This window comes from Thermocrispum agreste DSM 44070 (genome assembly GCF_000427905.1).
Lineage (GTDB): Bacteria > Actinomycetota > Actinomycetes > Mycobacteriales > Pseudonocardiaceae > Thermocrispum > Thermocrispum agreste.
This window is the reverse complement of the sequence record NZ_ATYX01000010.1, coordinates 101,092-125,904: the sequence shown is the minus strand read 5'-3', so window position 1 is coordinate 125,904 and position 24,813 is coordinate 101,092. Positions and strand designations below refer to the sequence as shown.

Below are 24,813 nucleotides of genomic sequence, written 5' to 3'. Positions count from 1 at the left end.
TGGTGGTAGCGGGTGTGGCCGGGGTCGGCCGCGGATCAGGGCTTCCGCGGGCACTTCTCCGGGCCGGGGACGTACTCGGTGATGATCCACTGGTCGCCTTCGGCGTTCGGGATCTTCGACACGGTGAACACACCGAGCGCGGGCCCGCCGACCACGCCCCCCGGGGCGATACCGACCTGGCACGAGTCGATCTCGATCTCGTCGCCGAGCTGCGGATTGGACACGTGGGACGGCAGCGACTCGGCGTAGGAGTCCGCGTCGGTGACCTTGCTGTGCAGCTCGGCGGCGGCATCGCTGCAGGTCTCGTGGTTGAAAGCGGAGGCGAACTGCTCGCGCGCCGCTTCGTCGAACCGGTAGCAGATGTCCTCGGTCGCGCCCTGGGCGATGTCGTCGTAGACGCGGCGCACCGCCTCGTACGGATTGCTCGCGTACAGCTTCGTCCCTTCGGCCTTCTTACCGCCCAGGCTGGCGTGCTCCTCCGGGCTCACCGGGTCGTCCGCGCCGAAGAAGTAGTCGATCGCGATGGCCGCGCCGACCACGATCGCCGCGAGCATCAGCAAAGCGCCGAGGATCTTCCCGCCGAGGGAGACCAGCCACCGGGGGGCCTTGCCCTTGCCTGTCGGCTGGCCGTTCGCTTCCCCCGCGGCCGATGGCATGACCTCGCGGGCGGCAGCCGGCTGGAGCTGACCCGTGTGCGCGGGGCCGGCCTGCTGGACGGCAGCGCTGGGCGGCTGCACCGGTGGTGCAGGAAGCGCCGTCCCGGCCTGTTGGGTGGCAGGCGGGATCAGACCCTGCTGCTGGGCCTGTTGGAACTCCTGGAACCGCTTGAACTGTTGGAACTGCTGGAATTCCTGGAACAGCCGCAGCTGCTCCGGGTCCAGCTGGGTGGCGGGGACCTGGGCGTCGCCGGGGCCGTGCTGCCCGGAGGCCACGCTCGGCGGTCCGCCCGGCGCGGGCACCGGCGCGCTCGAGGCGCCCGGCGCGTCCGGTGAACCCGCTGCGGTGCCCTCCGGGGTGTCCGCAGACGTGCTCGCCCCGGCCTGGGATCCGGGCGAAGCCTGCTGGCCGTCGCGCGGGTCCGGCTGCTGGTCGTCGTGTCGCTGATCCGCCACGGCGTCCATGATGCCTGCCGCGGTCGCCGAGGTCTCGGGTGTCCGCGGCAAGTTGACCCGGCTTGCCCACACCGGCCCGCAAAGCCCGACCCGGTGCCGGGGGCTGCGAAGCCGTGCCGTATCCTCGACAAGGTTCTACCGAAGACCGCTGGTCATCCATCCCCGGGATGGATCGAAGGTCCCGCAGCCGCGGGCGGCCCGCGCAGGAGGACGAGGCTTGGCCACGCTTGTGCGTGTGCTCATGTGTACGCCCCGCGCCGTCCTGCGCCGGGGCGTTTGTCGTATGTGGGGGCTTCGATGCCTGCGGTCGCCAGCCAAGAGAGGAGGCGCTGGATGGCGAAGCCGAGCAAGGTGGCCGCCGTCGCCGAGCTCGCGGAGGACTTCCGCACCAGCTCGGCCGCGGTGATCACCAAGTACGACGGCCTCTCGGTATCCCAGCTCACCGAGCTGCGTCGCGCCCTCGGCGCTGGTGCGAAGTACCGGGTCGCGAAGAACACGCTCGTCAAGCGCGCTGCCGCGGAAGCGGGCGTGCAAGGTCTTGACGACCTGTTCGTCGGTCCGACCGCGATCGCCTTCATCAAGGGCGAGCCGGTCGACGCGGCGAAGGCGCTCAAGAAGTTCGCGAAGGACAACGACGCCCTGCAGATCAAGGGCGGCTACATGGACGGCAACCCGCTCACCGTCGACGAGATCTCCCGTCTCGCCGACCTGGAGAGCCGCGAGGTGTTGCTGGCCAAGGCCGCTGGCGCGTTCAAGGCGAAGTTGTCGCAGGCCGCCGCCCTGTTCGCGGCTCCTGCCACCCAGGTCGCCAGGCTCGCCGCCGCGCTGGAGGACAAGCGCAAGGGCGAATCCGGCGACAGCACCGACACCCCTGCCGAGAGCTGACACCAGCCCAAGCCCGCACAAGAAAGGAAGGCCACCATGGCCAAGCTCAGCACCGACGAGCTGCTCGAGGCGTTCAAGGAACTGACGCTGATCGAGCTGAGTGAGTTCGTGAAGAAGTTCGAGGAGACCTTCGAGGTCACCGCGGCTGCTCCGGTCGCCGCCGTGGCCGCCGCGCCGGGTGCCCCGGCCGCCGGTGGCGAGGCCGCTGCCGCCGAGCAGGACGAGTTCGACGTCATCCTCGAGTCGGCCGGTGACAAGAAGATCCAGGTCATCAAGGTCGTCCGGGAGATCGTCTCCGGCCTGGGCCTGAAGGAGGCCAAGGAGCTGGTCGAGTCCGCTCCGAAGCCGATCCTGGAGAAGGTCGACAAGGAGGCCGCCGAGGCGGCGAAGGAGAAGCTCGAGGGCGCCGGCGCTTCGGTCAGCCTGAAGTAACTTCTCGTCGAACGACCGACGAACGCAGTGCGCACAGGGCAGGCATCCGTTCGGGTGCCTGCCCTGTGCTGCGTCCGGGGCAACTTCCGTTGGCCTGCAATGTGGTAACGGTTGCTATGAGCTGGGCCACGCGGACGGTAGGTTGCCCCCCCCCTGGGCCGTCCCTGCCGGAACGGCACTTGCGGGTGAAAAGAACATGACTGGCGAGTAACCTGTGCCGCTCCGGCTCGTTGCACCGAGAAACTGCGGCCCGCGGGCGTGGCCTTGAGCAGTGCGGATTCAGGAGGGTCGATGGGAGCCGAGGTCATCGTCGAAGGCCTGACGAAGTCCTTCGGGAACCAAACCATCTGGCGGGACGTGACGCTGACGTTGCCGCCGGGTGAGGTGTCGGCGCTGCTTGGCCCGTCCGGTACCGGCAAGTCGGTGTTCTTGAAGTCGATGATCGGGCTGCTCAAGCCGGATCGCGGCAAGTGCATCATCAACGGCATCGACATCGTGTCGTGCTCGGAGTCCGAGCTGTACGAGGTGCGCAAGCTGTTCGGCGTGCTGTTCCAGGACGGCGCTCTGTTCGGCTCGATGACCCTCTACGACAACGTGGCGTTCCCGCTGCGCGAGCACACCAAGATGTCGGAGACCGAGATCCGGCGCAACGTGCTGGAGAAGCTGGAGATGACCGGCCTGGCAGGCGCGGAGAAGAAGCTGCCCGGCGAGATCTCCGGCGGTATGCGCAAGCGTGCCGGACTGGCGAGGGCGTTGGTGCTGGAACCGGAGATCATTTTGGTGGACGAGCCGGACTCGGGCCTGGACCCGGTGCGCACCACCTACATCTCCCAGCTCTTCCTCGACGTCAACGCGCAGATCGACGCGACGTTCCTGATCGTCACCCACAACATCAACCTGGCCCGCACGGTGCCGGACAACATCGGCATGCTGTTCCGCAAGGAGCTGGTCATGTTCGGGCCGCGCGAGGTGCTGCTCACCTCCGACGAGCCGGTGGTCAAGCAGTTCCTCAACGGCCGCATGGACGGCCCGATCGGCATGTCGGAGGAGAAGGACTCCGCCACGCTGGCCGCGGAGAGGGCGATGTTCGAAGCAGGCCACCACGCGGGCGGGGTGGAGGAGATCACCGGCGTGCCCAAGCAGATGCAGCCCACTCCCGGCCTGCCGCCGCGCAAGGGCGACAAGCGCCGGACCGATCGCGTCATGCGCATGCTGCACGAGCTGCCGCCGAAGGCGCAGGAAGCCATCATCGAGTCGCTCACCGAGGAGCAGAAGCAGTTCTACGGGGTGCGCTCGCCCGCGGTGGCCGCGGCCAACGCCGCGCCGGCCGCGGCGGGGAAGCAGGCGTCCCAGCCCCGCCCGCAGCCGCCGGGACCCGGCGGTGACCAGCCGGGCGTGCAGCGCGGGCAGCTGCCGCCCGAGCAGGTGGCGCGCATCCCGGAGAATCGGTGGTCGCCGTACCCGCCGGGCCGCGAACCGCGGCCGCCGCAGGGCCAGGGAGGCCTTCGGTGACGCAACGTTCGACGGTTTCGTTCCCGGGACGGGGCGCGCTGGAGTCGACCGGCAAGCTGTTCGCGCTCGGCGCGGACGTGGTCCGGTTGACGTTCAAGCGGCCGTTCCAGGTCCGGGAGTTCATCCAACAGGGTTGGTTCATCGCCGGGGTGTCGATCCTGCCCGCGATGCTGGTGTCGATCCCGTTCGGCGCGGTGGTCTCGCTGCAGCTGGGCCAGGTGGTCAACCAGCTGGGCGCGGCCTCGTTCACCGGCGCGGTGAGCGTGCTGGCCATCATCCAGCAGGCCTCACCCATCGTGTGCGCGCTGATCGTCGCCGGCGCGGCCGGGGCGGCGATCTGCGCCGACATCGGCGCCCGCACCATCCGCGAGGAAATCGACGCGATGGAAGTGCTGGGTGTCTCGGCGGTGCACCGCCTGGTGGTGCCGCGAGTGCTGGCCTGCACGCTGGTCGCGCTGCTGCTCAACGGCGTGGTCAGCGTAGTCGGCGTGCTGGGTGGCTACTTCTTCAACATCATCCTGCAGGGCGGCACCCCCGGCGCCTACCTGGCCAGCTTCTCCGCCCTCGCCCAGCTGCCCGACCTGTGGATCTCCGAGATCAAGGCCGCGCTGTTCGGTTTCCTGGCCGGCGTGGTGGCCTGCTACCGGGGGCTGAACCCGCCTCCTGGCCCGAAGGGTGTCGGGGACGCGGTGAACCAGTCGGTGGTCATCACGTTCCTGCTGCTGTTCTTCGTCAACTTCATCCTCACCGCGGTGTACCTCACTGTCGTCCCACCGAAGACCGGGTGATGCGGCGATGTCAACACTGAACACCGTTGGGCGCACCGCACGCAGGGCGGTGCAGGTGCCGTTGAACAAGCTGGACGACCTGGGCGACCAGCTGTCGTTCTACATCCGTGCGCTGGCGTGGATCCCGAAGACGCTCGTGCGCTACACGCGCGAGGTGATGCGGATCCTGGCCGAGACGTTCTTCGGCAGCGGCGCGCTCGCGGTCATCGGCGGCACCGTCGGCGTCATGCTCGGCATGACGCTGTTCGTCGGCATCGTGGTCGGCCTGCAGGGCTACGCCGGCCTGGACCAGATCGGCGCCGCGGCGGTCTCCGGGTTCGTCTCGGCCTTCGTCAACACCCGTGAGGTGGCGCCGCTGGTGGCCGGCCTGGCGCTGTCCGCGACGGTGGGCGCGGGCTTCACCGCTCAGCTGGGCGCGATGCGGATCTCCGAGGAGATCGACGCGGTCGAGGTCATGGCCGTGCCCAGCCTGCCGTTCTTGGTGACCACCAGGATCATCGCGGGCTTTCTGGCCATCATCCCGCTGTACATCATCGGGCTGTTGGCCTCGTATCTCGGCTCCCGGCTGACCGTGACGTTGTTCTACGGCCAGTCGATTGGCACCTACGACCACTACTTCGAACAGTTCCTGCCGAAGGAAGACGTGTTCATCAGCTTCGCCAAGGTGCTGATCTTCGCGGTGTTCATCATCCTGGCGCACTGCTACTACGGCTACACCGCCTCCGGCGGGCCCGCGGGTGTCGGGGTCGCGGTCGGCAAGGCGGTGAAGACCACCATCGTGGTGGTCGCGCTGATGAACTTCTTCATCGGATTCGGCATCTGGGGTACCGACACGACGCTGAGGATCGCCGGATGAGCAGGGGATTGGGAACCGTGCTGAAGCGCCGACTGCTCGGCATCGGCTTCATCGTGATCGTGCTCGGACTGGTCGGCTTGAGCGTGGCGAGCCAGCAGCACGCGTTCCGGGACGTGGTGACGGTGAAGCTGGAGACCGACAAGGTCGGCAACCAGCTGGCGGTGAAGTCGGACGTCAAGGCGCGCGGGGTGTTCGTCGGGCACGTCGCCAAGATCACCCCGACCCCGGACGGCGCCGTCCTGGATCTGGCGCTGGACCCGGAGTACGCGGCGCAGCTGCCGAAGAACGCCACTGCGCGGATCATGCCGAAGACGCTGTTCGGTGAGCGCTACGTGCAGCTGTCCTTCCCGTCGCTGGACGGTCCGAAGATGTCCGAGGGCGACGTGATCACGCAGGATCGATCGAGCGCGGCGCTGGAGCTGGCGCAGTCGTTCGACAAGCTGCTCCCGGTGTTGCGCGCGGTGCAGCCGCAGAAGCTGAACAGCACGCTGACCGCCATCGCCAACGCGCTGGAGGGCCGCGGCGAGCAGCTCGGCGACACGCTGGTGGAGCTCGGCGAGTACATGGGCGAGCTGAACCCGGAGCTGCCCGAGCTACAGCAGAACCTGCAGGAGCTGGCCAAGTTCTCCGACAACCTGGAGGACGTCGCGCCCGAGCTGATCGACACGCTGGACAACATGCGCACCACGTCCGCCACGCTGGTGGACAAGCAGCGCAACCTCGACTCGCTGTACCGCACGCTGACCACCGCCTCGCGTGACCTGCAGGACTACCTCGAGGCCAACCGGAACAACATCGTCACGGTCAACAAGGTCAACAAGCGCACGCTGGCCATGCTGGCCAAGTACGCGCCGGAAGTGCCGTGCGTGACCAGTCAGATGGCGGAGGCGCTGCCGCTGCTGGACGCGGCGTTCGGCAAGGGCACCTCCACCCCCGGCCTGCGGGCCAAGGTGGTCATCGGGCCCGCGCAGGAGAAGTACAAGCCGGGCCAGGACGAGCCGGAGTTCGGCGGCATCGGCACCGACGAGCTGGGCAAGTACCGCGGGCCGTGGTGCGTCGACGTGCACCACGAGGACATCCCCAGCCCGCTGCCGATGCCGTACAAGTTCCTGCGGTTCGACGACGGCACCGACCCGGCGGGCGAACCCGATCCCCGCGCGCCGGAGTGGGACGCCGAGGGCCTGCCGTGCGACGTGGTGAACGTGTTCGGCAACAAGGTGCCGGAGCAGTGGCTGAAGGAGTGCAAGCCGGGCACCAAGCCGAAGGGCATGGCGGGCACCTACGACGCGAGCGGCGGTGGCGCCGCCCCGGCCGCCGCCGTGGCCGACGAGGTGAACACCCCGGCGGAGAACAACCTGCTCAGCCACCTGGTGAGCATCGAGACCGGCATGAAGCCCAACCAGATGCCCAGCTGGGGCAGCTTGCTGGTGGGTCCGCTCTACCGTGGAGCGGAGGTGGAGATCCGGTGAAGTCGGCGACCCATGTGACCGGTCCGCTGATCAAGCTGACCATCTTCGCGGTGATCACCGTGGTGACCACGGCGGTGCTCGGCATCAGCATCGCCAACATCAACATGAGCGGCACGGTGACCTACACGGCGCGGTTCTCCGACGCCACGCTGCTGCTGGAGAACGACGACGTCCGGATCGCCGGTGTGCGTGTCGGCCAGGTCACCGACGTGCGGGTGGCCGACCGCAACCAGGCCGAGGTGGAGTTCGAGGTGGACGCCGACCGGCGCCTGCCCAAGCAGACCATCGCCACCGTGCGGTACCGGAACCTGGTCGGCCAGCGCTACATCGCGCTCGACCCCGGCCCGCCGTCCGGCCGCGACGACTACCTGCCGACCGACGGCACCGGACGGATCCCGCTGGAGCAGACCCGGTCTGCTGTCGATCTCACCGAGCTGTTCAACGGGTTCAAGCCGCTGTTCACCGCGCTGTCGCCGAAGGACGTCAACCAGCTGTCCTACGAGATCGTGCAGGTGCTGCAGGGCGAGGGCGGCACGGTGGAGAACCTGCTGGCGCACACCGCGCAGCTGACCAACACGCTGGCCGACAAGGACCGGGTGATCGGCGAGCTGATCGACAACCTGAACTCGGTGCTGGACACCCTCAACGCCAAGGGCCCGCAGTTCCGGGAGACGGTCGACACGCTGCAGCAGCTGGTCTCCGGCCTGGCCGAGGACGCGGTGCCGATCGGTGACGCGGTGGAGTCGCTGGACGAGCTGGCCCGCACCACCGCGGGCTTCCTCGACGACACCCGCAAGCCGCTCAAGGACGACATCGCCGAGCTCGGCAGGGCCACGCGGCTGCTCAACCAGCACGAGGACAAGATCGAGCACTTCATCGTGTTCGGGCCGAAGAAGTACACCACGATCGGCCGCACCGCCAGCTACGGCTCCTGGTTCAACTTCTACGTCTGCGGCCTGGACATCACGGTGAAGGTGCCGGGCGGGCAGGAGATCCCGATCGAGACACCGCGCGCACCGCGAGAGAGGTGTGGCACGGCATGAAGTCGTTCCAGAAACGCAACCCGATCACCATCGCCGTGGTGGCGATCTCGGTGATCGCGATGGGTCTGGTGGCCGCGGCCAACGCCGACGACCTGCCGTTGATCGGCGCCGGGACGACCTACAGCGCCCAGTTCGAGGAGGCGGCCGGGCTCAAGCCGGGCAACGAGGTCCGCATCGCGGGCATCAAGGTCGGCAAGGTGGCCGACGTCGAGCTGGACGAGCAGAACCTGGTCCGGGTCACCTTCTACGTCAAGGACGCCTGGATGGGCGACCAGACCAGGGCGGACATCAAACTCAAGTCGCTGCTCGGGCAGAAGTTCCTGTCGCTGGAACCGGCCGGGACGAAGCCGCTGGATCCGAACGAGGTCATCCCGGTCGAGCGCACCACGTCGCCGTACGACGTGCTGGAGGCGTTCCGGGACCTGGCGCAGACCGTCGACGAGATCGACACCGACCAGCTGGCGCAGAGCTTCGACGTGCTGTCCGAGACGTTCCGCGACACCCCTCAGGAGCTGCGCGGTGCACTGACCGGCTTGTCCCGCCTGTCCGACACCATCGCCAAGCGGGACCGGCAGCTGGCCAAGCTGCTGGCCAACACCCGCGAGGTGTCCGACACGCTGGCCGACCGGGACGAGCAGCTGGTGAAGCTGATGCAGGACGGCAACGTGCTGCTGGCCGAGCTGAATCGGCGCAAGGCGGCCATCTCGGCCCTGCTGGAGAGCAGCCAGCAGCTGGCCGCTCAGCTCAACGGCCTGGTCGACGACAACGACAAGCAGCTGCGCCCGGTGTTGAAGGACCTCGACCGGCTCACCAGCCTGCTGCACCGCAACCGCAAGGCGCTCGGTGAGGGGATCGAGGCGTTCGCCCCGTTCGTCCGGCAGTTCAACAACGTGCTGGGCAACGGCCGGTGGTTCGACAACTACCTGTGCGGTTTCCTGCTGCCGCAAGCGGGGCCGCTGAACGAGGACGGGTGTGATCCGCGATGAGCCCGCAGACTCGTTTCGCAGCGCAACTGTGGCGCGGGATCGCGCTCGCCTGCGTGCTCGGCCTGGTGGTGGCCGGCGCGCTCTGGTGGACCCTCAAGGACGCCAACGTCCGCCGGGTGACCGCCTATTTCCCGTCGGCCATCGGCCTCTACGAGGGCAACAGCGTCCGGGTCCGTGGCGTTGCCATGGGCACGGTCGAGGAAGTGCTGCCGATGGGCGACCGGGTCAAGGTCACCATGACCTACGACCGCACCGTGCGGCTGCCCGCCGACGTGCAGGCGGTCATCGTTGCCCCGTCGCTGGTCAGTGACCGCTACGTCCAGTTCACTCCCCCGTACACCGGTGGGCCGACGCTGAAGGACAACGCGGTCATCGGCATGGAGCGCACCGCCGTCCCGCTCGAGATCGACGACCTGTACGAGACGCTGATCGAGGTCAGCGAGACGCTGGGGCCGAAGGGGGCGAACAAGGACGGCTCGCTGTCCCGGCTGCTGAAGACGGCGGCGGAGAACTTCAAGGACAACGGCAAGGCGCTCAACGCCACCATCGACAAGCTCGGCAAGGCGTCCGGCACGCTGGACGGCAACAAGGACGATTTGTTCGCCACCGTGACCAACCTGGCCAAGATCACCAAGACGTTCGCCGACAGCGACGCCGACATCCGCACGTTCGAGCAGCAGCTGGCCGAGGTCAGCGCGTTCCTGTCGGAGGAGCGGCACAACTTCCGCGAGACGGTGAAGGTGCTCGGCTCCACGCTGGCCAAGGTCAAGCGGTTCATCGACCAGAACAAGGACCGGTTGCGCAGCAACGTGGACAAGCTGGCCGAGGTGACCAAGACGCTGGTCGACCAGCGGGCGGCGCTGACCGAGATCCTGGACATCGCGCCGGTGGCGTTGGGCAACGTGATCAACGCCTACAACGGCAGCACCGGTGCACTGGACACCCGCTCGGACTTCAACGAGCTCGCCCAGCCGCCGCTGGTGATGATCTGCAACATCGTCAAGCAGGTGCCCGAGGCCGGCAAGCCGCTCGGTTCGCTGTGCGACAAGGTCGCGCCGCTGGGCGATGCGCTGCCCTCGGTCGGTTCGGTCATCAACTCGCTGCAGAAGGGCAAGATCCCGCCGCCGCTGCGGCAACTGCAGGCGATCCAGTACGGAGGTGGCCAGTGATGCGCATGCGACGTGCGCTGATCGCGCTGCTCGCCACGCTGGCCCTGGCGGCGACCGGGTGCAGCTCGTTCACCGGCATCTACGACCTGCCGCTGCCCGGCGGCGCCGACCTCGGCGAGGACCCGATCCGGGTGAAGATCCAGTTCCGGGACGTGCTGGACCTGGTGCCGCAGACCCACGTGAAGGTGAACGAGGTGCCGGTCGGCCGGGTGGAGAAGATCGACCTGGCCGACGACGGCTGGCACGCCGAGGTGACCGTGCTGCTCCGCAGGGACGCCGACATGCCCGCGAACAGCCTGGCCAACATCAAGCAGTCCAGCCTGCTCGGGGAGAAGTACATCGACCTGGTGCGCCCGCCGCGGGGCACGGCGCGCGGTGAGCTGACCGACGGCTCGGTCATCCCGCTGTCCAGGACCAACCGCAACGTGGAGGTCGAGGAGATCCTGGGCGCACTGTCCATGCTGCTCAACGGCGGCGGCATCGAGCAGGTCAACACCATCACCAAGGAGCTGAACAAGACGCTCACCGGCAACGAGCCGGAGATCAAGGCGCTGCTGCACAACGCCAACACGCTGGTGCGCGGGCTGAACGGGCAGACCGACGACATCGACAGGGCGCTGCACAGCCTGAACCGGCTGAGCAAGACGCTGCGCAAGGACAAGCACGTGGTGGCCAAGGCGCTGGACGACCTGTCGCCCGGCATGAAGGTGCTGGTCGACCAGCGCAAGGACCTCACCCGCATGCTCAAGTCGCTGCGCAAGCTGTCCGAGGTGGCCACCGACACGCTGCAGCGCAGCCAGGACGACTTGATCGACAACCTCGAGTCGCTGCGGCCGATCCTGCAGAACCTGGCCGACGCGGAGGACCTGCCGCAGTCGCTGGAGCTGCTGGTGTCGTTCCCGTTCTCCGACGGCGCGGTGGAAGGCGCCAAGGGTGACTACTTCAACCTGTTCGCCCGGGTCAGCCTGGATCTGGAGGAGATCGTCAAGAACTTCCGGCGCAACCGCGGCCACCCGATGCCTGGGTTGCCGATCGTCAAGGACCTGCCCATGGCCGAAGGCGAGCTGCTGGATCCGAACCAGCTGCCGTTGCCGGACCTGGAAGTGCCGCAGATTCTGCCGGAGATCCCGATGGACGGGTCGGGTCCGCGCAGGCTGATCGAGTCGCTGACCGGCGCGCTGCCGATGGGGGGTCACTGATGCTCACCCGCAAGACCAAGCTGCAGCTGGTGGCGTTCGTGCTGATCAGCTGCACGGCGCTGGTGTACGCGCTGATCCGGTTCACCGACGTGGGCAAGGCGTTCGGCGATGCCGGCTACACGGTGGCGGTGCGCATGCCGGACACCGGTGGGGTGTTCCCCAACGGCGAGGTCACCTATCGCGGCGTCAAGGTCGGCCGGATCGGTGACATGCGGCTGACCGACACCGGGGTGGAGATCGACCTGAACATCGAACCGGACGCCCCGCCGATTCCCGCGGACGTGCAGGCGGTAGCGATGAACCGGTCCGCGGTCGGTGAGCAGCTGATCGACCTGCGGCCGCGCAAGGCAGGCGGGCCGTACCTGAAGAACGGGTCGGTCATCACCGACACCAAGCGGCCGCCGGGCACCGACGACGTGATCGAGGAGCTGACCGACCTCGCCGACTCGGTGCCGACGGACGCGCTGCGCACCGTGGTGAACGAGTCGTACGACGCGTTCGCCGGTGACTACGGCAAGGACCTGCAGGTGCTCATGGACACCTCCAGCGAGTTCGTCCGCGGTGCCCGGAAGAACCTGCCGGATCTGCGGCAGTTGCTGGAGTCCGGCAATCAGGTGCTCAGCACGCAGAACGAGGAGTTCGACCACGTGCGGTCGTTCGCCACCGACCTGCAGAAGGTGTCCGAGGCGCTGAAGGGATCCGACGAGGACCTGCGCAAGCTGATCGACCAGGTGCCGTCGTCGGCCACCCAGGTCAGCGAAGTGGTGGACGAGATCGGTCCTGGCCTCAGCCATGTGATCGCCAACCTGATCACCGTCGGGCGGATCGCCGGCACCCGGCTGGAGGGCCTGGAGCAGGCGTTCCTCACCTACCCGGCGCTGTCCGCGGGTGCGGTGACCATGCTGCGCGACAACAAGGGCGAGGCGCCGTTGGGGTTGACGCTGAACTTGTTCGACCCGCCCCCGTGCGTGAAGGGCTACGAGGGCACGGTCCGGCGCAAGGGCAGCGACATCACCAACGACCCGCCGTACAACAAGGACGCGTACTGTGCCGAGCCGAAGGGCAGCCCGATCAACGTGCGCGGTTCGCTGAACGCGCCGTACAACGGCATACCCGTGGGCGAGGCCACAGACGAGGAAGTCGCCGCCAACGCCAACCGCGACCAGGAATCGCTGGACTACCAGCGCCGTATGGACGGCCGCCCGGACCACCTCACCGTCAGCAAGACGGTGACGTCGTTCGGCGGCATGCTCGGGCTGGGGTGACCTCCCCCGAACGGGCGGAACGGTCGGCCGGGCAGGCGCACGGTGACCGCCATTGACGTCGAGAAAACAGGCACGGCCGTACCCTGATGCGGCAGCCGGAGCAGGGATTGAGGAATGACACACGACAGGACCGACGCCGACGGCGGGCGGCACGAGCCCGCCGGCGAGCCCGTCGACCCGGTCGCTGCGGACGGCGAGCGGACCGACCGGAAAGCCGGCCGGCGGATCCTGGTGGACAAGGCCGAGCGGCGGCCGGAGCCGTCCAGGACCGCGGTGTTCGTTGCGGGCGGGGTGGCGGTGGTCGCGCTGATCGCCGCCGTGGTCTTCGGAATCCTGTGGTGGACCACGATGTCGTCGACCGAGTACGAGGCGGCGCAGACCAGGCAGGCGGTGCTGGACACCGCACGCCGGGCGGTCGTGGCCTATTCCGCGTTCGACCACGCCAACCCGGACAAGGCCCGCCAAGCGCAGCGGGCGATGTCGACCGACGAGTTCAACGCGGCGACCGAGGCGGGGTGGCCGAACGCGCGCAAACTGATCGTCAAGGAGAAGCTCGACACCAGCGTCCAGATTCTCGACATCGGCATCGCCCGGCTCGAGCCGTCCACGGCCGAGGTCGTCGCCGCCGTGCACGCCAGCAAGATCAAGGACGGCAAGACGCTGGGGACGATCCCGCTTCGACTGGTCACCCAGCTTCGGCTGGTCGGTGACGAGTGGAAGGTGGACAACTTCGCCCCCGCCCCCAGCATCGCCAGCAGCGGATCGGAGTGACGACTCGTGCCCACACCACGTCGCCGTCCCAGCCCTTACCCGACGCGTCGCCCGCACGTCGCCGGGCGCCGCAAGCCCGGCGGGGGCAAGCCGAGCCCGCGGCCGCGGCCCGCGCCGTACTCGGCGCAGCTGGAGGACCTCACCGGCACCGAGGAGACCGCTGCGCGCACCACCGAGGCGGTGGGCGCGGAGGAAACGCCCACCGCTGACGCCAAGGCCGCCGGGGCGAGCGCGGAGCCCGTCGAGGAGCAGGCGGCAGCCGAGGGAGCCGAACCGGAAGCCCGAGCCGCCGAGGTGGACGACCGAGCCGCCGAGCTGGCGGAACCGGAGCCACGCCGGGTGCCCCGGTCCAAGTCCAGGGACACCGGGAGGTTGCGGCCCACCAAGGAAGAGGACGTCGACACCACCGCTGAGCCTGCGAGCGTGCGGCGGGTCACTGCCCGCAAACAGCGGGAGTCCGGCAGCTCGCGGCGCGTGCCGTTCTGGACGGCCGTGGTGGCCGCGGTGGTGTTCGCCGCGTTCGCCGGCATCGCGGCGTGGCAGTACTACTCCGCGGCGGACCTGATCGGGAACAAAGCGCAGATCGATCCGATCACCACCAGCCAGGCCAAGAAGGAGATCGACGCGGCGGTCGAGACGCTGTTCACCTACGACTACCGCGACCTGGACGGCCGCGACGACGAGGTGAACGAGCTGCTGGCGTCGGACAAGCTGCGCAAGCAGTTCGCCACGCTCAACTGCGCGATCCAGAAGCAGGCGCCGAAGCAGAAGACGGTGTCGGCGACCAAGGTGTCCTACAGCGCGGTCACCGCGCTGACCGACGACACCGCGCGCGCCATCGTGTTCGTGGAGAACATGTGGGAGCGCAAGTCCGCGGGGCAGACCGAGAAGAGCTCCGGCTCGCTCGCCGTGACGGCCCGGCTGGTGGACGACCAGTGGAAGATCGCCGACCTGGAGATCCACGGCGGTGACACCGGCGAGGATCCGGAAGTTCCGCAGGGGTGCCGCGAGTAGGTCGGTGGCTGCTTGTGGGGTGGCGGCCGGTGGTGGTTGCCCTGGCGGGGGTCCGGAGGTTCTGTAGGGGTGCCGCGAGTGGGTCGGTGGCTGCTTGTGGGGTGGCGGCCCGTGGCGTTTGCTCCGGCGGGCAGGCCGGAGGCGGCCCGCGCAGGGCGGCTGGCAGCTACTGACATCCGCAGGGAATTGGTGCGGGGAGAGGCGGCCCGCGCAGGGCGGCTGGCAGAAGCCCCGGCCACGCGGTCGGTGGAGTCCGTCGCGGCTGCCGGGAGCCGCACCAGGCGGCCGCCCCAGGCCGGCTGAGGCGGCCACACGTTGCGACAATCGCAGGCGGCCGGACGGGTGGCCGGTGGGGACGCGTGTCGTCACTGTGTGTGATCAACACCAAACCGAGCTCGACTGATGAGACGTACGGCGTCCCCGGCCTGACGTGCTACGCTTTGGGCACGGAAGCGGTTACGGCAGGCCGTGCGGACGGGCCGTCGAGTTTCGAAGCCACGCGGGTGTGGAGCTTCCTCGACAGAGCCGCTGTGACCAGCTAGACTGAGTTGTTGCGCTGCCCGCTGTCATGCTGCCTCAAGCAGGGCGTTAAGATAGTTGGTACACCCGCACCGTGACCAGTTGCGTTCCTCTTCGGCTTGCTCCTGTAGAGGTCAACGCTGCTGCTCAACCGCTTTCTGTCCCCGGAAGGACGCATCTTGGCAGTCTCTCCCGCGAATCAGGCCACTGCTGCGACCACATCGGAGATTCCTGGAGCCCCGCGACGAGTTTCGTTCGCCAAAATCCACGAGCCACTCACCCTGCCCGACCTGCTTGACGTCCAAAAGCGGTCGTTCGAGTGGTTCGTCGGCAGCGACGAGTGGTACCAGCGTCGCGTCGAGGAAGGCGAGGAGAACCCCGTCGGCGGCCTCGAGGAGGTCCTCAACGAGATCTCGCCGATCGAGGACTTCTCCGGCTCGATGTCGCTGTCCTTTTCCGACCCGCGCTTCGACGAGGTGAAGGCCTCCGTCGAGGAGTGCAAGGACAAGGACATGACGTACGCGGCTCCGCTGTTCGTCACCGCGGAGTTCGTCAACAACAACACCGGTGAGATCAAGTCGCAGACGGTCTTCATGGGCGACTTCCCGGTGATGACCGAGCGCGGCACCTTCATCATCAACGGCACCGAGCGTGTCGTGGTGTCGCAGCTGGTCCGGTCCCCCGGCGTCTACTTCGATCAGGCGATCGACAAGACGACGGACAAGGATGTCTTCAGCGTCAAGATCATCCCGAGCCGCGGCGCGTGGCTGGAGTTCGACGTCGACAAGCGCGACACCGTCGGCGTCCGCATCGACCGCAAGCGCCGCCAGCCGGTGACCGTGCTGCTGAAGGCGCTCGGCTGGACCAACGAGCAGATCCGGGAGCGCTTCGGCTTCTCCGAGACGCTCATGGCGACCCTGGAGAAGGACCACACCACCACGCAGGACGAGGCGCTGCTGGACATCTACCGCAAGCTGCGTCCGGGTGAGCCGCCCACCAAGGAGTCGGCGCAGACGCTGCTGGAGAACCTGTTCTTCAAGACCAAGCGGTACGACCTCGCCCGGGTGGGCCGGTACAAGATCAACAAGAAGCTCGGCCTCGAGCTGCCGTACGGCGACGGCACGCTGACCGAGGACGACATCGTCACCACGATCGAGTACCTGGTGCGGCTGCACGCCGGCGAGCAGAAGTTCACCGCGCCCAACGGGCAGGAGCTGCCGGTCGAGACCGACGACATCGACCACTTCGGCAACCGCCGGGTGCGCACGGTCGGCGAGCTGATCCAGAACCAGGTCCGGGTCGGCCTGTCCCGCATGGAGCGGGTCGTGCGCGAGCGGATGACCACGCAGGACGTCGAGGCCATCACGCCGCAGACGCTGATCAACATCCGCCCGGTGGTGGCGGCGATCCGCGAGTTCTTCGGCACCTCGCAGCTGTCCCAGTTCATGGACCAGAACAACCCGCTGGCCGGCCTGACCCACAAGCGCAGGCTGAACTCGCTCGGCCCGGGTGGTCTGTCCCGTGAGCGGGCGGGCATGGAGGTCCGCGACGTGCACCCGAGCCACTACGGCCGGATGTGCCCGATCGAGACCCCGGAAGGCCCGAACATCGGCCTGATCGGCTCGCTGTGCTCGTACGCGCGGGTCAACCCGTTCGGCTTCATCGAGACCCCGTACCGCAAGGTGGTCAACGGCCGGGTCACCGACCAGGTCGACTACCTGACCGCGGACGAGGAGGACCGTTACGTCAAGGCCCAGGCGAACGCCAAGGTCGACGAGAACGGCTACTTCGTCGAGGAGAAGGTGCTGGGCCGCCGCAAGGGCGGTGAGGTCGAGCTGATCGACCCGATGGAGATCGACTACATAGACGTCTCGCCGCGCCAGATGGTGTCGGTGGCGACGGCCATGATCCCGTTCCTGGAGCACGACGACGCCAACCGCGCGCTGATGGGCGCCAACATGCAGCGGCAGGCCGTGCCGCTGCTGCGCAGCGAGGCGCCGCTGGTCGGCACCGGCATGGAGCTGCGTGCCGCGGTGGACGCCGGTGACGTCATCCAGGCCGAGCAGGCGGGTGTGGTCGAGGAGGTCTCCGCGGACCTGATCACGATCATGCACGACGACGGCTCGCGGAAGAGCTACGGACTGTACAAGTTCCGGCGCTCCAACCAGGGCACCTGCATCAACCACAAGCCGATCGTCAGCGAAGGCCAGCGGGTGGAGAAGGGCCAGGTCATCGCGGACGGGCCGTCGACGCAGAACGGCGAGATGGCGCTCGGCAAGAACCTGCTCGTGGCGATCATGCCGTGGGAGGGCCACAACTACGAGGACGCCATCGTCATCTCCGAGCGGCTGGTGCGCGACGACATCCTGACCTCGATCCACATCGAGGAGCACGAGATCGACGCGCGCGACACCAAGCTGGGCGCCGAGGAGATCACCAGGGACATCCCGAACGTCTCCGAGGACGTTCTCGCCGACCTGGACGAGCGCGGCATCGTGCGCATCGGTGCGGAGGTCACGGCGGGCGACATCCTGGTCGGTAAGGTCACGCCGAAGGGTGAGACCGAGCTGACCCCGGAGGAGCGCCTGCTGCGCGCGATCTTCGGCGAGAAGGCCCGCGAGGTTCGGGACACCTCGCTGAAGGTGCCGCACGGCGAGACCGGCAAGGTGATCGGCGTCCGGGTGTTCTCCCGCGAGGAGGACGACGAGCTGCCGCCGGGCGTCAACCAGCTGGTCCGCGTCTACGTGGCGAAGAAGTCGAAGATTCAGCCGGGTGACAAGCTGGCGGGCCGGCACGGCAACAAGGGCGTCATCGGCAAGATCCTGCCGGTCGAGGACATGCCGTTCATGGAGGACGGCACCCCGGTCGACGTGGTGCTGAACACCCACGGTGTGCCGCGCCGGATGAACATCGGCCAGATCATGGAGCTGCACCTCGGGTGGCTGGCTTCGCAGGGCTGGAAGGTCGAGGGCAACCCGGAGTGGGCCAAGGACCTCAAGCCCGAGCTGCGCGAGGTCGAGCCGGGCACCAACACCGCGACCCCGGTGTTCGACGGTGCCAGCGAGGAAGTCATCACCGGGCTGCTGGGATGCACCAAGCCCAACCGCGACGGCGAGCGCCTGGTCGGCACCGACGGCAAGGCGCGGCTGTTCGACGGGCGCTCCGGCGAGCCGTTCCCGGAGCCGGTCGCGGTCGGCTACATGTACATCCTGAAGCTGCACCACATGATCGACGACAAGATCCACGCTCGGTCGACCGGGCCGTACTCGATGATCACCCAGCAGCCGCTGGGTGGTAAGGCCCAGTTCGGCGGTCAGCGGTTCGGCGAGATGGAGTGCTGGGCCATGCAGGCCTACGGCGCCGCCTACTCGCTGCAGGAACTGCTGACGATCAAGTCGGACGACGTGGTAGGCCGCGTCAAGGTGTACGAGGCGATCGTCAAGGGGGAGAACATCCCCGAGCCAGGCATCCCGGAGTCGTTCAAGGTGCTGCTCAAGGAGCTGCAATCGCTGTGCCTCAACGTCGAGGTGCTGTCTTCGGACGGGGCCGCCATCGAGATGCGCGACTCCGAGGACGAGGACCTGGAGCGGGCCGCGGCGAACCTGGGCATCAACCTCAACCGCCCGGAATCGCCGTCGGTCGACGACGTCATGCACTGACAAGCCCCTAGCCGCTACAACCCACCAGGGAAGAAGGAACGACGCGTGCTGGACGTCAACTACTTCGATGAGCTCCGCATCCGCCTGGCCACCGCCGACGACATCCGCCAGTGGTCCTACGGCGAGGTGAAGAAGCCGGAGACGATCAACTACCGCACCCTCAAGCCGGAGAAGGACGGGCTGTTCTGCGAGAAGATCTTCGGCCCGACCCGGGACTGGGAGTGCTACTGCGGTAAGTACAAGCGGGTCCGGTTCAAGGGCATCATCTGCGAGCGGTGCGGCGTCGAGGTGACTCGCGCCAAGGTGCGCCGCGAGCGGATGGGCCACATCGAGCTGGCCGCACCGGTCACGCACATCTGGTACTTCAAGGGTGTGCCGAGCCGCCTCGGCTACCTGCTGGATCTGGCGCCGAAGGATCTGGAGAAGATCATCTACTTCGCCGCCTACGTGATCACCAGCGTGAACACCGAGCTGCGGCACAACGACCTGCCCACGCTGGAGAACGAGATCAACGCCGAGCGCAAGGCGATCGAGCAGAAGCGCGACGCGGAGATCGAGGAGCGGGCGCAGAAGCTGGAGGCCGACCTCAAGCAGCTGGAGGAAGAGGGCGCCAAGGCCGACGTCCGGCGCAAGGTGAAGGAGGCCGGCGAGCGCGAGATGCGGCAGATCCGCGACCGCGCCAACCGGGAGCTGGACCGCCTCGAGGAGGTCTGGAACACCTTCACCAAGCTGGAGGTCCGGCAGCTCATCGTGGACGAGAACCTCTACCGTGAGCTGCACGAGCGGTACGGCGAGTACTTCACCGGCGGCATGGGCGCCGAGGCGATCCAGAAGCTGTGCGAGGACTTCGACGTCGACGCCGAGGCGGAGAAGCTGCGGGAGATCATCCGCACCGGCAAGGGACAGAAGAAGCTGCGCGCGCTCAAGCGGCTGAAGGTGGTCAACGCCTTCCAGCAGACCGGCAACGACCCGCGCGGCATGGTGCTGGACGCCATCCCGGTCATCCCGCCGGACCTGCGCCCGATGGTGCAGCTGGACGGTGGCCGGTTCGCCACCAGCGACCTGAACGACCTGTACCGCCGGGTGATCAACCGGAACAACCGGCTCAAGCGGCTGATCGATCTCGGCGCGCCCGAGATCATCGTGAACAACGAGAAGCGGATGCTGCAGGAGGCGGTCGACGCGTTGTTCGACAACGGCCGCCGCGGCCGTCCGGTCACCGGGCCGGGCAACCGTCCGCTGAAGTCGCTGTCCGACCTGCTCAAGGGCAAGCAGGGCCGGTTCCGTCAGAACCTGCTCGGCAAGCGGGTCGACTACTCCGGCCGTTCGGTCATCATCGTCGGTCCGCAGCTAAAGCTGCACCAGTGCGGTATCCCGAAGGGGATGGCGCTGGAGCTGTTCAAGCCATTCGTGATGAAGCGGCTGGTGGACCTCAACCACGCGCAGAACATCAAGTCCGCCAAGCGGATGGTGGAGCGGCAGCGTCCGCAGGTGTGGGACGTGCTGGAAGAGGTCATCGCCGAGCATCCGGTGCTGCTGAACCGTGCGCCGACGCTGCACCGGCTGGGTATTCAGGCGTTCGAGCCGCAGCTGGTGGAGGGCAAGGCCATCCAGCTGCACCCGCTGGTGTGCGAGGCGTTCAACGCCGACTTCGACGGTGACCAGATGGCGGTGCACCTGCCGCTGTCCGCCGAGGCGCAGGCCGAGGCGCGCATCCTGATGCTGTCGGCGAACAACATCCTGTCGCCGGCGTCGGGTCGCCCGCTGGCCATGCCGCGGCTGGACATGGTGACCGGCCTGTTCTTCCTGACCAAGATGGTCGAGGACGAGCCGGGCGCGGGCAAGGCGTTCTCCTCTCCTGCCGAGGCCATCATGGCCTACGACCTGAAGGAGATCGGCCTGCACGCCCCGGTGAAGATCCGCATCTCCGACCGGCAGCCGCCGAAGGAGCTGGAGGCCAAGCTGGCCGAGGAGGGCTGGGAGCCGGGCAAGCCGTGGCTGGCCGAGACCACGCTGGGCCGGGTGCTGTTCAACGACCTGCTGCCGCCGGACTACCCGTTCGTCAACGAGGTGCTGCCGAAGAAGGCCCAGGCCAAGATCGTCAACGACCTGGCCGAGCGGTACTCGATGACGCAGGTGGCGCAGACGCTGGACAAGATCAAGGACGCCGGCTTCTACTGGGCCACCCGCTCCGGGGTCACGCTGTCCATCTCGGACGTGCCGGTGCCGGACGAGAAGCAGCAGATCCTGGAGACCTACGAGGCCAAGGCCGCCCAGGTGGAGCGGCGGTACCAGCGCGGTCAGCTGTCCCACGCGGAGCGGAACAACGAGCTGGTCAAGGTGTGGACCCAGGCCACCGACGAGGTCGCCCAGGTCATGGAGGACAACCTGCCGGAGGACAACCCGATCGCGGTGATCGTGAAGTCGGGTGCGGCGGGCAACATGACCCAGGTGCGGTCGCTGGCCGGTATGCGTGGTCTGGTGTCCAACCCGAAGGGTGAGTACATCCCGCGCCCGATCAAGTCGAACTTCCGTGAGGGCTTGTCGGTGGCGGAGTACTTCATCGCCACCCACGGTGCTCGGAAGGGTCTGGCCGACACGGCGCTGCGTACCGCCGACTCGGGTTACCTGACCAGGCGTCTGGTGGACGTCTCGCAGGACGTCATCGTGCGCGAGGCGGACTGTGGCACCAACCGCGGCATCGAGATGGCCATCGGGCACAAGACCCCCGACGGCCAGATCGTCCCGGCCGAGCACGTGGCCACGTCGGTGTACGCCCGCAACCTGGCCGAGGACGCCACGGACGCGGACGGCAACGTGGTGGTCAACCGCGGTGACGACCTGGGTGACCCGGAGATCGAGAAGCTGCTCAGCCTGGGCATCACCAAGGTCAAGGTGCGCAGCGTGCTGACCTGCGAGTCGGCCATGGGCGTGTGCGCGATGTGCTACGGCCGCTCGATGGCCACCGGCAAGCTGGTGGACGTCGGCGAGGCCGTCGGTATCGTCGCCGCCCAGTCGATCGGTGAGCCGGGTACGCAGCTGACCATGCGTACGTTCCACCAGGGTGGCATCGCCGGTGACGACATCACCACCGGTCTGCCGCGTGTCCAGGAGCTGTTCGAGGCGCGGACCCCGAAGGGCAAGGCGCCGATCGCCGAGTGCGACGGCCGGATCCGCATCGAGGAGTCCGACCGGTACTGGAAGATCACCATCATTCCGGACGACGGCTCCGAGGAAGTGGTGCTGGACAAGCTGTCCAAGCGGCAGCGCCTGGCCATGGGCCCGAACGGTCCGCTGCAGGACGGCGACCACGTCACGGTGGGTCAGCTGCTGCTCGAGGGCACGCCGGACCCGCACGAGGTGCTGCGCGTGATGGGCCCGCGCCAGGCCCAGATGCACCTGGTGGAAGAGGTGCAGAAGGTGTACCGGGCGCAGGGTGTGTCCATCCACGACAAGCACATCGAGATCATCGTGCGGCAGATGCTGCGCCGCGTGACGGTCATCGACTCCGGCGACACCGACTTCCTGCCCGGCGAGCTGCCGGAGCGGACGAAGTTCGAGGCGGTCAACCGGCAGACGGTGGCCGAGGGCGGCCAGCCGGCCTCGGGTCGTCCGGTGCTGATGGGTATCACGAAGGCGTCGCTGACCACGGACTCGTGGCTGTCGGCCGCCTCGTTCCAGGAGACCACCAGGGTGCTGACCGACGCCGCGATCAACGGCAAGTCGGACAAGCTGGTCGGTCTGAAGGAGAACGTGATCATCGGCAAGCTGATCCCGGCCGGTACGGGCATCAACCGGTACCGCAACATCGAGGTGCAGCCGACGGAGGAGGCGCGGGTCGCGGCGTACTCGATCCCGTCCTACGACGACGGCTACTACGGCACCGACATGTTCGGTTCCACCGGCAGTGGTGTCGCGGTGCCGCTGGACGACTACGACTTCGGTCGCGACTTCCGCTGACCGAGCGTCACGTCACGAAGGGCCCGGGGCGAACCCGGGCCCTTCGTCGTGTTGGGGGCCGTTGTCGTCTCGGGTTCTGTGTCGTGTTGGGGGCCGTTGTCGTCTCGGGCCCTGCGTTGTGTTCGGGCCGCTTTCGCCGCCTGTTTCCGTGCGGCCGGCCCAGACCCGTCCGATCCGGGAACGGATGGCTGGGGGTGAGCACGCGCGTTGCGGCAGACGCCCGCGCTAGGCCGGAGCGGTGGCCTTTTTTCCGAACCCTCGCTCGATCGGGGGATCTCGCCCTAGCCTGCTCGGATGACCGCACGGACGTTTCTCGACTTGCTGTACGAGCAGGCTCCCCGGGAGGAGTTCGAGCGGCTGGTCGTCGACGCCGAGCAGCGTGGTGACCCGGCGGCGGCGCGGCTGCGGGAAATGCTGCCGCGTGCCCTGCACGTCCGCGACACCCTGGAGCGGCAGCGCAAACGGGAGGCCCAGCTGTCCGCGTTGTACGAGACGGCCAACGACCTCACGGCCATCCGCGACCTGAACCAGATCCTGCGGGCAATCGTGCGCCGGGCACGGCAGCTGCTCGGTACCGACATCGCCTACCTGGGCCTCAACGTGGAGTCGGAGGGTGCGGCCTACATCCGCGTCACCGAGGGGTCGGTCTCCGACGCGTTCGCCAACCTGCGGCTGCCGCTGGGCACCGGGCTGCTCGGCCTTGTCGCCCAGACCGGCCAGCCGTACGCCACACCGGACTACCACGCCGACGATCGCTTCGAGCACCGCCCGTACATCGACGAAGCCGTCGCTGACGAGAGCATCCGCGCGATCCTCGGCGTGCCCATGACGGTCAGCGGGCGCGTCATCGGCGCCCTGCTGGCGGCGAACCGCACCCCTCGGCCGTTTCCGGCGGAGGAGGTGCAGCTGCTGTCGTCGTTCGCCGCGCATGCCGCGATCGCGCTGGAGAACGCCCGGCTGTTCGAGCAGGTCATGCAGACCAACAAGCGGCTTCGCGAGCATTCGGCGGCAGTGGAGATGGCCGCCGATGTGCACGACAAGCTCACCGGGGTGCTGCTGCGCGGCGGCGACTCCAACGACGTGGCAGGCGTGCTGAGCGAAGCGCTGGACGCGAAGGTCGAGGTGTGCGAGCCCGACGACCCGCAGATTCCTGCCGAGTCGGTGCACGAGGCACAGGCCACCGGTCATGCGGTGCAGCTGACCGGCGGGCAGTGGATCGCCGCGGCCACCGCGGGCGGTGACCACCTCGCCACCTTGCTGGTCAACGGCCGGCCCGGCCTCGATCTGGCCGAACAGCGAACGCTCGAGCGCGGTGCCATGGTGACCGCGCTGCTGCGCATGGTGTTGCGGGCGGTGGCCGAGGCCGAGGACCGAGTGCGCGCCGACCTGCTCGACGACCTTCTGGCCGAGCCTCCCGCCGATCCGGCGCTGCTCCGCGTCCGGGCGCGCAGGCACGGTGTCCGGGTCGACGAGCCGATGGTGCTGGCGGTGGTGGACGTCGGCGACGCCGACCGTACCCGCGCGCAGCGGGAGGCCGCCCGGCTCGCCGCCCAGTCCGGCGGTTTGTCCGGCACCCGTCAGGGAAGCATGGTCCTTGCCCTGCCCGGTGACGACGCCTTGCGCGTGGGCGGCACGATTCAGCAGCGGCTGGGTCCGGTCACGGTGGGGGTGGCAGGTCCGGTCACCACGGTGACGGCGTGGACAGGTGCCTATCGCGAAGCCCGGCAGTGCGAGCGTGCCCTGCTCGCCCTCGGCCGCGCGGGGCAGGTCGCCGACCAGGCGCATCTGGGGTTCGCCAGGCTGCTGCTCGGCCATTCCGGCCCCGCGGAGCTGGACGACTTCATGCGCCAGACGATCGGTCCGCTGCTGGACTACGACCAGGCGCGCGGCACCGAGCTGGCCGCCACCCTGGACTGCTGGTTCGAGGAGTCCGGCAGCGCGACCGCGGTGAGCAGGAGGCTGCACATCCACCCGAACACGGTGGCGCAACGCCTGGACCGGATCACCACGTTGCTCGGCCACGGGTGGCGGGAACCGGCGCGCGTGCTGGATCTTCGGCTGGCGCTACGGCTGTGGCGGCTGCGGGAATCGTTCGACGATGGGGTCGGACCCCACTGATCAGCGAATTCTGTGTGTCGGCGGCACATGGCCGCCGTTGGGTGATCTCCGTAGCC

The 24,813-nt window shown here is 68.2% G+C and carries 17 protein-coding genes; 16 read left to right on the top strand and 1 reads right to left on the bottom strand.

Annotation, left to right across the window (positions count from 1 at the left end):
- Positions 1-35: 35 nt before the first annotated feature.
- A complete protein-coding gene (locus YWY_RS21075) occupies positions 36-1,112 on the bottom strand; it encodes a hypothetical protein (protein WP_156899165.1) in 1,077 nt (358 codons plus the stop codon).
- A gap of 333 nt (positions 1,113-1,445) precedes the next feature.
- On the opposite strand from YWY_RS21075, the gene rplJ reads away from it, so the two are divergent.
- The 16 genes from rplJ (at position 1,446) to YWY_RS0109065 (ending at position 24,757) form a co-directional block, all read left to right on the top strand.
- Positions 1,446-1,997 (top strand): 50S ribosomal protein L10, encoded by a 552-nt coding sequence (gene rplJ, locus YWY_RS0109140; protein WP_028847375.1) that lies wholly within the window; start codon positions 1,446-1,448, stop codon positions 1,995-1,997.
- Between the two features lie 36 nt (positions 1,998-2,033).
- The gene (rplL, locus tag YWY_RS0109135; RefSeq protein WP_028847374.1) at positions 2,034-2,429 is read left to right on the top strand and encodes a 50S ribosomal protein L7/L12; all 396 of its coding nucleotides are present in this window, start codon (positions 2,034-2,036) and stop codon (positions 2,427-2,429) included.
- 291 nt (positions 2,430-2,720) lie between these two features.
- The gene (locus YWY_RS21070) at positions 2,721-3,941 is read left to right on the top strand and encodes an ABC transporter ATP-binding protein (RefSeq protein WP_051310090.1); all 1,221 of its coding nucleotides are present in this window, start codon (positions 2,721-2,723) and stop codon (positions 3,939-3,941) included.
- Positions 3,938-4,729, top strand: coding sequence for an MlaE family ABC transporter permease (locus YWY_RS0109125; RefSeq protein WP_028847373.1), 792 nt, complete (start codon positions 3,938-3,940; stop codon positions 4,727-4,729). The genes YWY_RS21070 and YWY_RS0109125 overlap by 4 nt, the downstream gene beginning before the upstream one ends.
- Before the next feature lie 7 nt (positions 4,730-4,736).
- Positions 4,737-5,585, top strand: coding sequence for an MlaE family ABC transporter permease (locus tag YWY_RS0109120; RefSeq protein ID WP_051310089.1), 849 nt, complete (start codon positions 4,737-4,739; stop codon positions 5,583-5,585).
- Positions 5,582-7,054 carry an MCE family protein gene (locus tag YWY_RS0109115; RefSeq protein WP_028847371.1) on the top strand — a complete coding sequence of 491 codons (1,473 nt, stop codon included), beginning with the start codon at positions 5,582-5,584 and terminating at the stop codon, positions 7,052-7,054. Before YWY_RS0109120 ends, YWY_RS0109115 begins: the two co-directional genes overlap by 4 nt.
- Entirely contained in the window at positions 7,051-8,097 is a 1,047-nt protein-coding gene (locus YWY_RS0109110; RefSeq protein WP_028847370.1) for an MCE family protein, read from the top strand. The genes YWY_RS0109115 and YWY_RS0109110 overlap by 4 nt, the downstream gene beginning before the upstream one ends.
- Positions 8,094-9,083, top strand: a complete 990-nt coding sequence (locus YWY_RS0109105) for an MCE family protein (RefSeq protein WP_028847369.1) — start codon at positions 8,094-8,096, stop codon at positions 9,081-9,083. Before YWY_RS0109110 ends, YWY_RS0109105 begins: the two co-directional genes overlap by 4 nt.
- On the top strand, positions 9,080-10,252 hold the full coding sequence (locus YWY_RS0109100) for an MCE family protein (RefSeq protein ID WP_028847368.1): 1,173 nt from the start codon (positions 9,080-9,082) through the stop codon (positions 10,250-10,252). The genes YWY_RS0109105 and YWY_RS0109100 overlap by 4 nt, the downstream gene beginning before the upstream one ends.
- Positions 10,252-11,451 (top strand): MCE family protein, encoded by a 1,200-nt coding sequence (locus YWY_RS21065; protein ID WP_051310088.1) that lies wholly within the window; start codon positions 10,252-10,254, stop codon positions 11,449-11,451. Before YWY_RS0109100 ends, YWY_RS21065 begins: the two co-directional genes overlap by 1 nt.
- Entirely contained in the window at positions 11,451-12,716 is a 1,266-nt protein-coding gene (locus YWY_RS0109090) for an MCE family protein (protein ID WP_028847367.1), read from the top strand. The genes YWY_RS21065 and YWY_RS0109090 overlap by 1 nt, the downstream gene beginning before the upstream one ends.
- Positions 12,717-12,830: 114 nt before the next feature.
- Positions 12,831-13,487 carry a hypothetical protein gene (locus YWY_RS23210; protein WP_028847366.1) on the top strand — a complete coding sequence of 219 codons (657 nt, stop codon included), beginning with the start codon at positions 12,831-12,833 and terminating at the stop codon, positions 13,485-13,487.
- A gap of 6 nt (positions 13,488-13,493) precedes the next feature.
- The gene (locus YWY_RS0109080; protein WP_028847365.1) at positions 13,494-14,501 is read left to right on the top strand and encodes a hypothetical protein; all 1,008 of its coding nucleotides are present in this window, start codon (positions 13,494-13,496) and stop codon (positions 14,499-14,501) included.
- Positions 14,502-15,199: 698 nt separating this feature from the next.
- Positions 15,200-18,679, top strand: coding sequence for a DNA-directed RNA polymerase subunit beta (gene rpoB, locus YWY_RS0109075; protein ID WP_028847364.1), 3,480 nt, complete (start codon positions 15,200-15,202; stop codon positions 18,677-18,679).
- A gap of 45 nt (positions 18,680-18,724) precedes the next feature.
- On the top strand, positions 18,725-22,639 hold the full coding sequence (locus YWY_RS0109070; protein ID WP_028847363.1) for a DNA-directed RNA polymerase subunit beta': 3,915 nt from the start codon (positions 18,725-18,727) through the stop codon (positions 22,637-22,639).
- Between the two features lie 294 nt (positions 22,640-22,933).
- Positions 22,934-24,757, top strand: a complete 1,824-nt coding sequence (locus YWY_RS0109065) for a helix-turn-helix domain-containing protein (protein ID WP_028847362.1) — start codon at positions 22,934-22,936, stop codon at positions 24,755-24,757.
- Positions 24,758-24,813: the final 56 nt, after the last annotated feature.

Bases quoted from the DNA above. Each gene is read 5' to 3' on its own strand.
- rplL (WP_028847374.1), top strand. From the start codon at position 2,034: ATGGCCAAGCTCAGCACCGACGAGCTGCTCGAGGCGTTCAAGGAACTG.
- YWY_RS0109090 (WP_028847367.1), top strand. From the start codon at position 11,451: ATGCTCACCCGCAAGACCAAGCTGCAGCTGGTGGCGTTCGTGCTGATC.
- YWY_RS0109100 (WP_028847368.1), top strand. From the start codon at position 9,080: ATGAGCCCGCAGACTCGTTTCGCAGCGCAACTGTGGCGCGGGATCGCG.
- YWY_RS0109120 (WP_051310089.1), top strand. From the start codon at position 4,737: ATGTCAACACTGAACACCGTTGGGCGCACCGCACGCAGGGCGGTGCAG.
- YWY_RS21065 (WP_051310088.1), top strand. From the start codon at position 10,252: ATGCGCATGCGACGTGCGCTGATCGCGCTGCTCGCCACGCTGGCCCTG.
- YWY_RS0109105 (WP_028847369.1), top strand. From the start codon at position 8,094: ATGAAGTCGTTCCAGAAACGCAACCCGATCACCATCGCCGTGGTGGCG.
- rplJ (WP_028847375.1), top strand. From the start codon at position 1,446: ATGGCGAAGCCGAGCAAGGTGGCCGCCGTCGCCGAGCTCGCGGAGGAC.
- YWY_RS0109115 (WP_028847371.1), top strand. From the start codon at position 5,582: ATGAGCAGGGGATTGGGAACCGTGCTGAAGCGCCGACTGCTCGGCATC.
- YWY_RS21070 (WP_051310090.1), top strand. From the start codon at position 2,721: ATGGGAGCCGAGGTCATCGTCGAAGGCCTGACGAAGTCCTTCGGGAAC.
- YWY_RS0109065 (WP_028847362.1), top strand. From the start codon at position 22,934: ATGACCGCACGGACGTTTCTCGACTTGCTGTACGAGCAGGCTCCCCGG.
- YWY_RS23210 (WP_028847366.1), top strand. From the start codon at position 12,831: ATGACACACGACAGGACCGACGCCGACGGCGGGCGGCACGAGCCCGCC.